The 12,579-nt window shown below is 71.2% G+C and carries 14 protein-coding genes; 11 read left to right on the top strand and 3 right to left on the bottom strand.

Annotated elements, in window-relative coordinates; translation table 11 throughout:
* Positions 1-104 precede the first annotated feature (104 nt).
* The 6 genes from N7E59_RS10280 to N7E59_RS10255 all read left to right on the top strand — a co-directional run bounded on the left by N7E59_RS10280 (position 105) and on the right by N7E59_RS10255 (position 7,163).
* Entirely contained in the window at positions 105-1,397 is a 1,293-nt protein-coding gene (locus tag N7E59_RS10280; protein WP_261624842.1) for a hypothetical protein, read from the top strand.
* Positions 1,381-2,250 carry a hypothetical protein gene (locus tag N7E59_RS10275; protein WP_261624841.1) on the top strand — a complete coding sequence of 290 codons (870 nt, stop codon included), beginning with the start codon at positions 1,381-1,383 and terminating at the stop codon, positions 2,248-2,250. Before N7E59_RS10280 ends, N7E59_RS10275 begins: the two co-directional genes overlap by 17 nt.
* Positions 2,247-4,448 carry a prolyl oligopeptidase family serine peptidase gene (locus tag N7E59_RS10270; RefSeq protein WP_261624840.1) on the top strand — a complete coding sequence of 734 codons (2,202 nt, stop codon included), beginning with the start codon at positions 2,247-2,249 and terminating at the stop codon, positions 4,446-4,448. The genes N7E59_RS10275 and N7E59_RS10270 overlap by 4 nt, the downstream gene beginning before the upstream one ends.
* A 1-nt stretch (position 4,449) precedes the next feature.
* Complete coding sequence (locus N7E59_RS10265; protein WP_261624839.1) at positions 4,450-5,454, top strand: ATP-binding cassette domain-containing protein; 1,005 nt, start codon at positions 4,450-4,452, stop codon at positions 5,452-5,454.
* Entirely contained in the window at positions 5,451-6,332 is an 882-nt protein-coding gene (locus N7E59_RS10260) for an ABC transporter permease (protein ID WP_261624838.1), read from the top strand. Before N7E59_RS10265 ends, N7E59_RS10260 begins: the two co-directional genes overlap by 4 nt.
* Positions 6,333-6,416: 84 nt before the next feature.
* Positions 6,417-7,163: a PIG-L deacetylase family protein gene (locus tag N7E59_RS10255; RefSeq protein WP_261624837.1), complete on the top strand. Its 747-nt coding sequence runs from the start codon at positions 6,417-6,419 to the stop codon at positions 7,161-7,163.
* Between the two features lie 15 nt (positions 7,164-7,178).
* Here N7E59_RS10255 and N7E59_RS10250 read toward each other — a convergent pair whose 3' ends face one another.
* Positions 7,179-7,619, bottom strand: coding sequence for a DUF4870 domain-containing protein (locus N7E59_RS10250; protein ID WP_261624836.1), 441 nt, complete (start codon positions 7,617-7,619; stop codon positions 7,179-7,181).
* 49 nt (positions 7,620-7,668) lie between these two features.
* Between N7E59_RS10250 and N7E59_RS10245 the strand changes: the two genes are divergently transcribed.
* From N7E59_RS10245 to N7E59_RS10235, 3 genes are read left to right on the top strand one after another with little or no spacing between them, the layout of a single operon-like run.
* The gene (locus tag N7E59_RS10245) at positions 7,669-8,490 is read left to right on the top strand and encodes an SIR2 family NAD-dependent protein deacylase (protein WP_261624835.1); all 822 of its coding nucleotides are present in this window, start codon (positions 7,669-7,671) and stop codon (positions 8,488-8,490) included.
* Entirely contained in the window at positions 8,490-8,909 is a 420-nt protein-coding gene (locus N7E59_RS10240) for a DivIVA domain-containing protein (RefSeq protein WP_261624834.1), read from the top strand. Before N7E59_RS10245 ends, N7E59_RS10240 begins: the two co-directional genes overlap by 1 nt.
* Before the next feature lie 55 nt (positions 8,910-8,964).
* Entirely contained in the window at positions 8,965-9,135 is a 171-nt protein-coding gene (locus N7E59_RS10235; protein WP_261624833.1) for a DUF3117 domain-containing protein, read from the top strand.
* Here N7E59_RS10235 and N7E59_RS10230 read toward each other — a convergent pair.
* On the bottom strand, positions 9,113-9,766 hold the full coding sequence (locus N7E59_RS10230; RefSeq protein ID WP_261624832.1) for an O-methyltransferase: 654 nt from the start codon (positions 9,764-9,766) through the stop codon (positions 9,113-9,115). The genes N7E59_RS10235 and N7E59_RS10230 overlap by 23 nt on opposite strands.
* A gap of 105 nt (positions 9,767-9,871) precedes the next feature.
* Between N7E59_RS10230 and N7E59_RS10225 the strand changes: the two genes are divergently transcribed.
* Positions 9,872-10,663 (top strand): hypothetical protein, encoded by a 792-nt coding sequence (locus N7E59_RS10225; RefSeq protein ID WP_261624831.1) that lies wholly within the window; start codon positions 9,872-9,874, stop codon positions 10,661-10,663.
* Positions 10,664-10,748: 85 nt separating this feature from the next.
* On the top strand, positions 10,749-11,363 hold the full coding sequence (locus tag N7E59_RS10220; RefSeq protein ID WP_261624830.1) for a Sec-independent protein translocase TatB: 615 nt from the start codon (positions 10,749-10,751) through the stop codon (positions 11,361-11,363).
* Here N7E59_RS10220 and N7E59_RS10215 read toward each other — a convergent pair whose 3' ends face one another.
* Positions 11,364-12,542, bottom strand: a complete 1,179-nt coding sequence (locus N7E59_RS10215; RefSeq protein ID WP_261624829.1) for a CaiB/BaiF CoA transferase family protein — start codon at positions 12,540-12,542, stop codon at positions 11,364-11,366.
* Between the last annotated feature and the right edge of the window lie 37 nt (positions 12,543-12,579).

Raw genomic sequence — 12,579 nt, 5'->3', positions numbered from 1 at the left:
TCTAGGCCGGGCGGGTCCCTCGGCACACGGCCTCGTCGCGGAGCGTGTCAGCGGTGGGCGGCAGAATCTCCTCCACGACGTCCCGACCGGACCAGGAGGCTGTGGTGACGACCCCGGACGATGCGCAGCAGGACCGCCCCTCGACGGCGCGCCTCGAGGGGCCGTGCACCTTGGCCGACTTCGCCCACGTGGTGCCGCCGGACTACGTGCCGCCGTTCGGCACCCCGCTGCGGCTCGAGGACTTCGCCTGCGAGGGCAGGGACCCCGACGGCGCACGCCGATTCGTCGTGCAGGGGGCGGGCACGCACGGGCCCACGGAGTATGTGATCGAGGAGTACGGCACCCCGGAGCTGCTCCTGGACGGAGCGTTCGTGCTCGAACCCTCTCGGGCCTACTGTCTGCGCAACGGTGAGCAGCAGCGGAGTTCGGGGAGCCGGGTGCGGTCGTCGGGGAGTGATTCCGCGCTGCGTCCGACGGCGTTCTGGATCGACCACATCCTGCGGCAGGATGCGGCGGTGCGTCGACGGATGCGCCGTCAGGTGCGGACGCCGCCGCGGGACGGTTCCGCCGTGCACCGTGCAGAGGCCGCGGCGCGGAACGGTCTGCGACCGACGTCGAGCTTCGCGCGTCTGGCGCTGTACGACCTCGAGGACGATGCGGGGGCGGTGCAGCGCTGGTCGGACGGCATTCTGCAGGAGGTGCCGGTCGAGGTCCGCGTCTCCTCGGTCCGGCGTCCGGACCTCGTGGCCGAGACGCTGCGACGCGCGGGGGCGCCGCGGTCCGCGGGCGCCGTCCTGTGGGATCCCGACGGTCTGGGTCATGAGGACCTGCTGACACACCGTCTGCCGACCATGACGGACTTGGGGACGGGCAGCTTCTGGAGGAACCCCCTGGGGGACCAGGGGTTGAGCGCCTCGGAGCTGTCGTTCCGGCTCCGGGGTGGTCGCCTGACCGCCTTCTCCGGTGTCCAGGTGTACTCCGCCGAGGCCCTGGCCCCATTGCTGCAGGAACCCGGGACTCCGTCGGTCGACTCGGAGGGGAGCGGGCCCGATGCCCGATGGACCGACCGCTTCTACGGGATCCACCTGGTCGGCACCGACATGCTCATGCTGTGTCCCACGGGCTCCGCGGTGCTGACCGTGCGGTCTCGACCGATCGGCGCCGCCGGCACGTGTGTGTCCGTCCGCGCCGAATCCGGCCTCCGAAGGTACTCAGCGGCGGCGAGGCATGATCGGTGGCGTCGTCGCTGGGGCGCCGTCGTCGACGAGACATCCGCGCCCGGCGACGAGGAGGTCGCCGCCGCTGTCGTGGACGCCGAGTCGCAGCTGACGGGGATCGTCGGGCGAGAGCGGGGCCGCCGTCGGGCTGAGGAGGTCCTCGATGCGATCCTCACCTGAGAGATCGCCGGAGTACTCCCCGGAGCATGCCCCGGAGCATGCCCCGGGGTACGTCCCGGGGAGGGAGCGGAGGGCGACGGCTCCGCGCCCTGCCGGGATCTGCGGCACCGGCCGCGTCCTCTGCCCCCAGGCGGCGACCTATGAGATCGTCTGGAATCGCCGCCGGAACCCCTACCTGGGGCCGGACCTGCCCCGCTGCGAGCGGTACTGCGCCCGGCACTACGCCGTCGAACTCTCCCGGCTGACCGAGACCCACGACGAATCCTGCTGCCGATGGATCGGTCACCACATCCTCCGCGCCGGCCCGGTGGGACGCAGTCAGCCGCTGACCGAGCGGCCCGTCCCCGAGGGCCTCTGGGAACGGGTGGACATCACCGTCGGGTCGGACCCTGTGCTGCTCCACGTACCGTCCCTGCCGGAGGGCCGGGAGCCGGACCAGGTCCTCGCCTACGGCGTCGCCATGTGTCCGGACCTGCGGCCGACGACCCTCGTGAACCGCTGGCCGATCCCCTGGACGCGGCCCCGCGCCGACGACGAAGCCGTGACGGACGTCCTCGGTCTCCGTCCTCGGCCGACTCCGGAGTTCGACGCCCTCGGCTGGCAGGACCGTGAGGTCATGCGCCGGGAGATGTTCGACCCGTACGCCGAGCTCTTCGAGGGTGCGGTCGAACGGATGCTCACCCGGTTCGGCCGGATCACCGTCATCGAGCTCTGCGCCGGCGAAGTTCCCGACCCCGCCTGGCCGGTGGTCCCCCTGCGGCATCTGGGGCGGGCGGAGCGGGTCCTGGGACTGAGGTGCATGGTCCCGCGGCCTCAGGTCGGGGAGACGGTGCGCCCTAGGATGACCCCATGACCATTCGGATCCCCTCGACGACCGACGACCCCCACCTCTGGCTCGAAGACGTCACCGGAGAGGAGGCGCTGGAATGGGTCCGTCGACGCAACGCAAGGGCCGAGGCGGAGCTCGTCGACGACGAGTTCGAGGCCCTCGAGGGTCAGCTGCGGGAGATCCTCGACGCCGCGGACCGGATCCCCGGCGTCGTCGCCCGCGGCGACCACCTCTACAACTTCTGGACAGACGCCGACCACCCCCAAGGTCTGTGGCGGCGCACCTCACTGGCCTCCTACCGCAGCGAGGAGCCTGAATGGGACGTCCTGCTCGACCTCGACGCCCTCTCCGCCCAGGACGGCGTCACCTGGGTCTGGCACGGCGCCTCGGTGCTCCGTCCGGAGCACCCGCGGCAGCCGCGCCGCCACGCCCTGATCTCCCTGTCCCGCGGGGGCTCCGACGCCGACGTCACCTATGAGTTCGACCTGGAGGACCGGCGGTTCGTCCCCGCCTCGGAGGGTGGATTCGTCAAGCCCGAGGGCAAGGGCTCGCTGAGCTGGATCGACGCCGACACCGTCTACGCGTCTGTGGATGCGCCCGGGCTCGGTGACGACGACGCCCCGGTCACCAGCTCCGGCTACCCGCGTCTGGTGCGTCGCTGGCGCCGCGGCACCGCTCTGGACCGGGCGCCGGTCGTCGTCTCCGTGGAGTCCGATCAGATGGTCGCAGGCGCCGGGAGGATCAGCACTCCGGGGTACGAGCACGACGTCGCCGTCCGAGTGCTGGGCTTCTACGAGGCGGAGACGTTCCTGATCGGAAACCCCGAAGCCCTCGACGACGGCGAGGAGCCCCAGCTGACCCGCATCGAGGTGCCGCTGGACTGCCGGACTGCGATCCACCGCGACCTGCTCCTGCTGATGCCGCGCACCGATGCGACCCTCGGCGGGGTCAGCGTTCCGGGCGGCGGCCTCGCCGCGGTCGACCTGAGGGGCTTCCTGGCCGGCGAGGCGGGTCCCACGGTGCTTTTCGAACCCACCGCCGCGGCCTCCCTGCAGGACGTGACCGCCACCGAGCGGGGCCTGGTGCTCACCGTGATGGAGGATGTGGTGCAGCGGGCCGAGGTGCACTTCCGTCGGCACCGGCAGGCTGAGACGGGCGGCGCGTCGGACGCCGACGGCGCCGACTGGGTGCGCCGTGACGTCTTCGCCGGGAGGACCGGCACCCTGAGCATCGCCGCCGTGGACTCTCGGGAGACCGACGAGGTCTGGCTGACCGTGCAGGACCAGCTCACTCCGGTGACGCTGCATCTGGGTGACCTGGCCCCGGTGATCGACGACCCGGAGCACGGCGTAGAGGCCCTCGAGGTCATCAAGCGGGCACCGGCGCGCTTCGACTCCGAGGGCCTGAGCGTGGTGCAGCGATTCGCCGTCAGCGACGACGGCACGCGCGTCCCCTACTTCCTCATGGGCCCGACCTCCACGGTGGACGTCACGGAGCCGACGGCCCGTCCGACCGTGCTCTACGGGTACGGAGGGTTCGAGATCTCTCAGACACCGAGCTACCTGAGCCTGGTGGGCAGAGCCTGGTTGGAGCGCGGAGGCGTGTTCGCCGTGGCGAACATCCGCGGCGGTGGTGAGTACGGTCCCGACTGGCACCGGGCTGCGCTGCGCGAGAACCGGCACCGTGCCTATGAGGACTTCGCCGCGGTCGCGGAGGATCTGGTCTCCTCGGGCGTCACCACCGTGCCTCAGCTGGCCTGCCGCGGGGGTTCGAACGGCGGGCTGCTCACCGGCAACATGCTCACCCGGTATCCGGAGCTCTTCGGGGCGGTGGTGATCCAGGTGCCCCTGCTGGACATGAAACGGTACTCCCACCTGCTCGCCGGCGCCTCCTGGCGGGCGGAGTACGGAGACCCGGACACCGAGGACTGGGACTTCCTCAGGACGTTCTCCCCCTACCACCTGCTCGCCGAGGACAGGGACTATCCCGCCGTCCTGCTGACCACGTCCACGCGGGACGATCGCGTGCATCCGGGTCATGCGAGGAAGATGACGGCCGCTCTGGAAGAGTTGGGCGCCGATGTGCGTTACTGGGAGAACATGGAGGGCGGCCACGGCGGCGCCGCCAGCCCCGCCCAGCAGGCCCGGCTGAACACCTTCGTCCACCGCTTCATGGCCCGACGCCTGGGCCTCGACCCTGACCCCCGACAGGAGACCCCCTGACATGATCGCGTCCTCCGACGCACCCGCCGTGCAGACCGACGGCCTGGTCAAGCGGTTCGGCGACGAGGTCGCCGTCGACGGCATCGACCTCACGATCCCCCGAGGCGGCATCTATGGGGTGCTGGGGCCCAACGGTGCGGGCAAGACCACGGCGATCAGGATGCTCGCCACCCTGCTGCGCCCCGACGGGGGCCGGGCCGAGGTCCTGGGTCACGACGTCGCCGCCGAGCCGGCCGTCATCCGCGAGAAGATCTCGCTGACCGGTCAGTTCGCCTCGATGGACGAGGACCTCACCGGCATCGAGAACCTGGTGCTCTTCGGACGGCTCCAGGGTTTCACCTCCAAGGGGGCCCGGGCGCGCGGCTATGAGCTCCTCGACGCGTTCGGCCTCACCGATGCGGCCAAGCGCCAGGTGAAGAAGTACTCCGGGGGAATGCGCCGCCGCCTCGACATCGCCAGCTCCCTGCTGGTCACCCCCGAGCTGCTGTTCCTCGACGAGCCGACCACCGGGATCGACCCTCGCAGCCGGATCCAGGTGTGGGACATCATCCGCACCGTCGTCGACGCCGGCACCACCGTGGTGCTGACCACCCAGTACCTGGAGGAGGCCGATGAGCTGGCCGACCGTCTGGTCGTCATCGACCATGGGAAGGTCATCGCAGAGGGCACGCCCTCGCAGCTGAAGTCCCAGATCGGTTCCGGCGCCCTGAAGATGCGTGTCGCAGAGCCCTCCGACCGCGAACAGGCCGCGCGGATACTGGGGGAGACGCTGGGAGCGGACGTCGTCCGGGAGGCCGATCCGACGGCGCTGAGCGCTCGGCTCTCCACAGACTCCGGGGCTTCTGCCGCCCTGCTGGCTCTGGAGGAGGCCGGGGTGGCGGTGGAGAGCTTCTCCCTCGGACAGCCCAACCTCGACGAGGTGTTCCTGGCCCTGACCGGGCGCCCCCAGCCTGATGGGGCCGATGCCGCCCCGCACGCCGAGCAGATGCAGGAGACCGCACGATGAGCACCGAGACCGCCTCCCGGGAGGCCGAGCCGCAGCTGGGGCGCCCGACCGACACCTCAGTGCCCCCGGAGTCCGAGCGCATCCGGATGGTGCTGGCCGGTTCCGACGGTCGACCGCGTCGCGCGGGACCCGTCACGGCGTCTGTGACCTACGGCTGGCGCGCCCTGCTGAAGATCAAGCACGTGCCCGAGCAGCTCTTCGACGTCACCGTCTTCCCGATCATGATGACGGTGATGTTCACCTACATCTTCGGCGGTGCTCTGGCGGGATCGGTGGACCAGTACGTGCAGTGGCTGATCCCCGGGATCTTCGTCCAGACCCTGGTGATGGTCACGATGTACACGGGCCTGACGCTGAATCGGGACATCTCCAAGGGCATCTTCGACCGTTTCCGCTCCCTGCCCACCTGGCGGCCGGCCCAGCTGGTCGGCGCGCTGCTCGGGGACCAGGTCCGCTACGTCCTGGCCGGAGTCATCATCCTCGCGGTGGGCTTCGTCATGGGGTTCCGACCGGACGGGGGAGCGGTCGGTGTGGTGGCCGCTTTCCTCATGCTCCTGGTGTTCAGCTTCTCGCTGTCCTGGATCTGGACGATGATCTCCCTGCTGGTGCGCAGCGAGCAGGCGGCCATGGGTGTGTCGATGTTCATCCTGATGCCGCTGATGTTCGCCTCGAACATCTTCGTCGACCCGGAGACCATGCCCGATTGGCTGCAGGCGGCCGTCGAGGTCAACCCCGTCTCCGTGGTGGTGACCACCGTGCGCGAACTGATGGCCGGCACCTACGACCTCAGCTCCGTCGGCCTCGTCGCACTGTGCTGCGCCGTGCTCGTCGCCGTGTTCGGCCCGATCTCGATGTTCATCTACAACCGGAAGAGCTGACCGGACGGCGAGCGGCGCCCGCAGGAGCGTCGGCCCCTCACATCAGGCATGGTCCACGGCTCCGTCGGAGACCATACTGGAGCCATGACGGCTGATCATGATGACGCGCTGCCCCTGTTCGACGAGACCGACCTCGGCCGCGTGCTGTGCGTGGTCGCCCACCCGGATGACATGGAGTACGGCGGCTCGGCCGCGGTCGCCCGTTGGACGGCGGCCGGCGTCCAGGTCTCCTATCTGCTGCTCACCGCCGGTGAGGCGGGCATGCGTGGGCGTCCGCCGGAGGAGGTCGGACCCCTGCGCAGCGCCGAGCAGCAGGAGGCCTGCCGCACCGTCGGCGTGGACAACCTCCTCGTCCTGGACCTGCCCGACGGCACCCTCGAACACGATCTGCGCACCCGAGAGGTGATCGCCCGACGCATCCGTGAAGTCCGCCCGGACCTCGTGTTCACCCAGAGCTGGGATCTGGAGGTTCCGTGGGGGCTGAACCACGCCGACCATCGGGCCGCAGGACTGGCGACGGTCGACGCCGTCCGGGACGCCGACAACCCCTGGGTCTTCCGGCATCTGGCCGAGCTGGAGGGTCTGGAGCCCTGGTCCGTGTCCCAGCTGATGACCTTCGGAGCGAGGCCCGACCACCTGATCGATGTGACCGGAGAGCCCCTGGAGCGGGGCATCGCCTCCCTGGAGGCCCATGCGGAGTACCTGGCCGCGCTCGGCGGGGACTTCGACGCCCGAGGGATGCTCGAAGGCTTCACGACCCATATGGCGGCGCGGAGCGCCGACCCGGAGGTCACCCACGCCCTGGGCGTCAGCGTCTACCGGATGGGCTAGACGCGATGACCGCGGTCACCGGATGAATCGGATGGTGAGCGGGTAGCGGAACGGTCTGCGGTCGAAGGCGGCGACCGCGGCCATGATCGAGAAGATGATCGACAGCAGCCAGGTGAGGAAGAGGATCACGAACCCGATGAGGATGACTGTGGTCGCCCCGCCGACGACGTAGGCGATGAACAGCGTGATCTGGAAGTTCAGCGCCTCCTTGCCGTGGTCGTCGAGCATCCGGCTGCGCTGGCGGAACACCAGCCACAGCACCAGGGGCACCAACCAGGACAGGAACACCCCGCCCAGGTGCATCGCCACGCCCCACCCCTGCTCCTCTCCGGAGCTCAGCGGCTGCGGCGCGTGCTGATGCGGATACTGCGGTCGTCCGTCCATCGAGGTCCCCCGTCCGATGACCGAGTCGCCCCAGCGGCGGTGCCCGGCGTCTGCGCTCTGCCCTGTGATCATACGCCCGGCCGCCTGCCGCGGGCCCAGATCCACCGGCTACGGTGGTCCCATGCGCAGAATCAGCGACGTCGACGACCTCCCGGGCGAGCTGCTCGACCTGATCGCCTCGGCGCGCCGGCCGGCGGTGCTCTCCGGCGCGGGCATCTCCGCCGAATCGGGCATCCCCACCTTCCGCGAGGTCCAGACCGGACTCTGGGAGCGGTTCTCCGCCCAGGACCTCGCCACGGTGGAGGCGTTCGAGGCGGATCCCGCTCTGGTGTGGACGTGGTACCGATGGCGGCAGGCCCTGATCGACGCCGTCGACCCCAACCCGGGGCACCGCGCCCTGGCGGAGTGGCAGCACCGTCTCGCCGCGGCCGGGGGACGGCTGAGCATCTCGACCCAGAACGTCGACGACCTGCACGAGCGGGCCGGTGCGGAGGTGCTGGGCCATCTCCACGGCGCCATCGCCGCCCACCGGTGTGCGGACTGCGGCGCGCCGGCCCAGCTCCCCCCTCCCCGGTACGACGGATCCGTGCCGCCCGCCGAATCCGAGGATCCGCCCGCCTGCGAGTCCTGCGACCGTGGGAAGCTCCGGCCGGGGGTGGTGTGGTTCGGTGAGATGCTGCCCATGGAAGCCTTCGAGGCGGCGGCCGAGTCGGTCCGCTCAGCCGACCTGGTGCTGGTGGTCGGGACCTCCGGCATCGTCCAGCCCGCCGCCTCCCTGCCGCTGCTGGCACTGGAGCGCGGCACCGCACTGGTCGAGGTGAACCCCGAGGACACCGAGCTGACCGAGGTCATGGACTTCGCGGTGCGCGGCGGTTCGGGGGAGATGCTCCCCCATCTGCTCACGGCCGCCGGGGTGCTCGAGGACCCGCAGGACGGGCACTGATGGAGTGGCTCTACGTCGTCGCCGTCGTCCTGGTCGGACTGATCGTGATGGTGCTGGTGACCGGCCGCGGCGCCTCAGCAGGCACCGAGGACGAGATCCCCGGGCCGCCCCGTCCTCTCCCGCACCGTGCGGCGAGCCCCGAGGCGCTGCGGGACGTCCGCTTCACCCGGGCGCCGCGCGGATACTCTCCCGAGGCGGTCGACGATCTGCTCGACGAGGTCGTCGCCGCGATGCGCTCGTCCGGGTCGCGCGCGCCCGGACCGCCGAAGGGCTCGGCGGGGGAGCTGGTGCGTGGGGCGCGGTTCCCTGTGACCCTCGGCGGATACCGGATGGAGGAGGTCGACACGGTGCTGGCAGGACTGACCGCTGAGCCTCGCCGAGACGACCCTGGGATGACATCCCCGCCGAGTGCGGGATAATGGGTGATCGGGACGTGAGTTCCGACATCCGTGCAACACCAGGAGGGAACACTCGATGGCCGCAATGAAACCGCGCACCGGCGACGGACCGATGGAAGTCGCGCAGGAGGGCCGCAGCCTGATCATGCGGGTGCCCATCGACGGTGGAGGACGCCTGGTGCTCGAGATCAACGACGAGGAGGCTCAGGCGCTGAAGCAGTGCCTCATCGACGCCGTGGGCGAGTGACCGCGACGAGCAGGCCGGTCCCGCTGCCCAGCATCGCAGTGGACAGCTGCTCGTCCTCCAGGAGCATCCGCTCCGCCCGACGCATCTGAACGGTTGCCCCGTCCCGCACTGCGGGGCGGGGCACCGTGTCGTCCGCCAGGGCGTCGTTGACGATCAGCATCCCTCCCGGACGCAGCATGCGCAGCGCGTCGACGGAGTTGTCGACGACGTCGAGCGGGTCGCCGTCGAGGAGCACCAGGTCATAGCCGCCGGGACTCATCCGCGGCAGGACCTCCTCCGCGCGGCCGGTGATCAGGCGCGTCCTCCCGGCCGGGAACCCGCCGTCGCGGAAGGCCGCACGTGCGGCGTGCAGCCGGTCGGCGTCGACGTCGATGCTGGTCAGCACCGCGTCCGCACCGGCCCCGCGCAGCAGGGAGAGCCCTGAGACGCCGGCGCCGGTCCCCACCTCGACCAGGGTGCGGGCTCCTGCGGAGGCGGCGAGCATTGTCAGCGCCGCAGACACGCCCCCTCCGACGGCCGGGACGCCGAGCTCCTCGGCGCGTCGCCGCGCCGCGGCCAGCACCGGGTCGTCGCCGCGGTGCTGCTCCGCATACGCCCAGGTGGCGCGCTTGGACGTCTGAGCAGTGTTCATCGGCAGGATCGGCCTTCCGTCGGGGCAGGGGTCGCACGGCGGTCCCATCCTATCGTCGGGCCTCGTTCAGGGACCTGCCAGCTGGATCGTCCACAATGGACGGTGATGTCTTCCCGAAGATCTCAGACTTCCGGACGACCCGCCGACCTCGACCGTCCGGCCGGCGGGCGGCGACCCGTCGCCGCAGACGGCGACCCGCCGACCGGGCGGAGGCCGCGGTCGGGACGCATGGTCGTCGCCGCCGTCCTCGCCGCCGCATCATGTCTCTTCGTGCTGCTGGTCGTGGCCTGGGTGATGGGCGGCCGCGCGGTGGCCCCGGCCTCGGCGAAGGACCTGGTCGACGACCAGTCGGCCGACGGCCACATCCCGCTCGAGGACTTGGACGGGCTCGGCCAGCTGGGCTGGAACGTCGCCCAGATCGGCCAGGACGGCCTCGGCTTCACCCCTGACAGCGCACAGACCCACGTCGAAGAGGGCGTGCGGACGGTGACGGTGCGGTTCAGCGAGGGCGACAGGCGGCTGGTCGTCGCCGAATCCCGCCCGGAGGACTCCGACGCCGATCTGCCCGGTGCTCAGGACCGGCTGGCCGGGGGCGGTCTCCTGGAGGACCAGACGGCTCCGCAGCGGCAGGCCGACAGCACCCAGCCGATGGTGCTCATAGGCGGGGAGGCCGCCCAGCTGCACCACGTGCCCGGGGACTCGACCTGGTCCGCAGTGGTCGGCGACGACGACGTCCAGTACCTGATCACCTCGGATGCGGACCCGGAGGAGGCCCGGCCCATCGCCTCCTGGGTGATGCTCGCCGACCGGTCCCGCGTGGCCGGCACCCCCGACGGACCCTCCGGCGTCGAGCGGATCGAAGTGGGGCTGGACAAGCTGCTGAGCCGGCTCCTCTGACCGGCCTGTCTCCCCGCCGCGCCGGGTGCACGGGGCCCTCGCCGCGGATTCCGGCGGCGCACCGCTGAGGCGGTAGATTTGTGCCGTGGGCATCAACGGCTATCAGCTCGTCATCCTCGTGGTGCTGGCCCTGCTCATCCTGGGGCCCGAGCGCCTGCCCGACTATGCCAAGAAGCTCGCCCACTGGGTGCGTCAGCTCCGCGTGCTCGCCCAGGACGCCCGGGTCCGCTTCAAGGAGGAGACCGGGACCGACTTCGACGACGTGAACTGGCGGCAGTACGACCCCCGTCAGTACGACCCGCGCCGCATCATCCGCGACGCGCTCTCCGAGGACCTCGACCAGACGCGGCGCGCGGTCGGCTCGGTGCGGGACGCTGCGAGCCTCGAGTCCGACCGCCCCGGCCCGGTCCGGGCTGCGACGGACGGTTCCGGTCCAGGCCGCTCCGGGACGGAGGACCCCGGTGCCGAGGGCCCCGCGCCGGAGCGGGAGCACGACCCGCGGGCCCTGTTCGGCGGCGGAGCGACCCCCGCGGCCGTCTCCGGCGCCGTGGCCGCCGGGCTGGCCGGTTCGGCGTCGCTGGGAGTCAGCGGCCGCTCGGCCCCGGCAGGGGCCGCCACGACGGGCTCGACCGACCCGGCGGATGCGGCGGATCCGACGGAGGCGGTCCGGCCGGCCCCCTTCGACGTCGACGCCACCTGATCACTCGGCGGCGGGCGCCTCCGCCCACCGGAGGATCTCGTCCCGGTGCTCGTCGCAGCGCGGCGGGGCCGACCTGTGGCTGATCGTCGAGCGGGACCAGGAGACGGGGTGGGCCGCAGACGTCGACGTCGTCCCGTCCTCACGGGTGATCGGAGCCCGTGCCTGCAGGCCCAGGGACTCCGCGTAGTCCAGACTCTCCACCACATCGTTGACCGGCGCGCAGGGGATCCCGGCCTCCTGCAGCCGGTCCAGCCACTGTGCCGAGTCTGCACGGCGCAGCCTGTCGCACAGCACGTCCCGCAGCGCATCCCGATGGGCGTTGCGCCCGCTCATCGAGGTCCACCGCTCGTCCTCGGCGGCCTCATCCGCACCCACGGCGCGGCACAGTCGGACGAACTGGCGGTCGTTGCCGCAGGCGATGACGATCTGCCCGTCGGCGGTGGGGAAGGGGCCGTAGGGGAACAGGCTCGGATGCTCGTTGCCCATCCGCTGCGGTGAGACCCCGGTGTTCGCCGCCGCCGAGGTCTGGTTCACCAGGCCCGAGAGCATCGAGGAGAGCAGGTTGGCCTGCACGTGTTGGCCCCGGCCGGAGCGGCCCCGCTCGTGCAGTGCGGCCAGGATCGCTCCGTAGAGATGCAGCCCGGCGACCACGTCGCAGACCGCGACCCCGGCCTTGGTGGCGGCACCGTCCGGCTCACCGGTGACGTGCATCAGGCCTGATGCCCCCTGGACCAGGACGTCGTAGCCCGGCAGCGCCGCACCGGCACCCTCGTGGCCGAAGCCGGACAGGGACGCGTAGATCAGGTGGGGGTGCTCGGCGGCCAGGCTGTCGTAGTCCAGACCGAATCGGGCCAGACCCCCGGGACGGAAGTTCTCCACCAGCACGTCGGCGCGCGCCAGCAGGCGGTCCACCACGGCCCGGTCCGCCTCGTCCTTCAGGTCGAGCGCGATGGAGCGCTTGTTCCGGTTGATCGCCTGGAAGTACGTGGACTCCCCGTCGGTCTCCGGTGGGCGCCAGGTCCTGGTCTCATCGCCGCTGGGCGACTCCACCTTGATCACCGTCGCGCCCATGTCGGCGAGGAGCATCGTGGCGTAGGGGCCGGCCAGGACGCGGGACAGGTCCAGGACGACGACGTCGTCGAGCGGGCCGGCGGAATCTTCGGTGCTGGTGGAGGTCATCGGGGTGCGGGTCCTTCCGAGGCGGGCATGTGGACTG

This window comes from Nesterenkonia marinintestina (assembly GCF_025420485.1).
In the GTDB taxonomy this organism is placed as follows: Bacteria; Actinomycetota; Actinomycetes; order Actinomycetales; family Micrococcaceae; genus Nesterenkonia; species Nesterenkonia marinintestina.
Note: the sequence above shows the minus strand (reverse complement) of the source record. Positions and strands in the feature narration are given on the sequence as shown.

Bases quoted from the DNA above. Each gene is read 5' to 3' on its own strand.
- N7E59_RS10250 (WP_261624836.1), bottom strand. From the start codon at position 7,619: ATGATCACAGGGCAGAGCGCAGACGCCGGGCACCGCCGCTGGGGCGAC.
- N7E59_RS10240 (WP_261624834.1), top strand. From the start codon at position 8,490: ATGGAGTGGCTCTACGTCGTCGCCGTCGTCCTGGTCGGACTGATCGTG.
- N7E59_RS10260 (WP_261624838.1), top strand. From the start codon at position 5,451: ATGAGCACCGAGACCGCCTCCCGGGAGGCCGAGCCGCAGCTGGGGCGC.
- N7E59_RS10215 (WP_261624829.1), bottom strand. From the start codon at position 12,542: ATGACCTCCACCAGCACCGAAGATTCCGCCGGCCCGCTCGACGACGTC.
- N7E59_RS10265 (WP_261624839.1), top strand. From the start codon at position 4,450: ATGATCGCGTCCTCCGACGCACCCGCCGTGCAGACCGACGGCCTGGTC.
- N7E59_RS10225 (WP_261624831.1), top strand. From the start codon at position 9,872: ATGTCTTCCCGAAGATCTCAGACTTCCGGACGACCCGCCGACCTCGAC.
- N7E59_RS10235 (WP_261624833.1), top strand. From the start codon at position 8,965: ATGGCCGCAATGAAACCGCGCACCGGCGACGGACCGATGGAAGTCGCG.
- N7E59_RS10275 (WP_261624841.1), top strand. From the start codon at position 1,381: ATGCGATCCTCACCTGAGAGATCGCCGGAGTACTCCCCGGAGCATGCC.
- N7E59_RS10270 (WP_261624840.1), top strand. From the start codon at position 2,247: ATGACCATTCGGATCCCCTCGACGACCGACGACCCCCACCTCTGGCTC.
- N7E59_RS10230 (WP_261624832.1), bottom strand. From the start codon at position 9,766: ATGAACACTGCTCAGACGTCCAAGCGCGCCACCTGGGCGTATGCGGAG.
- N7E59_RS10255 (WP_261624837.1), top strand. From the start codon at position 6,417: ATGACGGCTGATCATGATGACGCGCTGCCCCTGTTCGACGAGACCGAC.
- N7E59_RS10245 (WP_261624835.1), top strand. From the start codon at position 7,669: ATGCGCAGAATCAGCGACGTCGACGACCTCCCGGGCGAGCTGCTCGAC.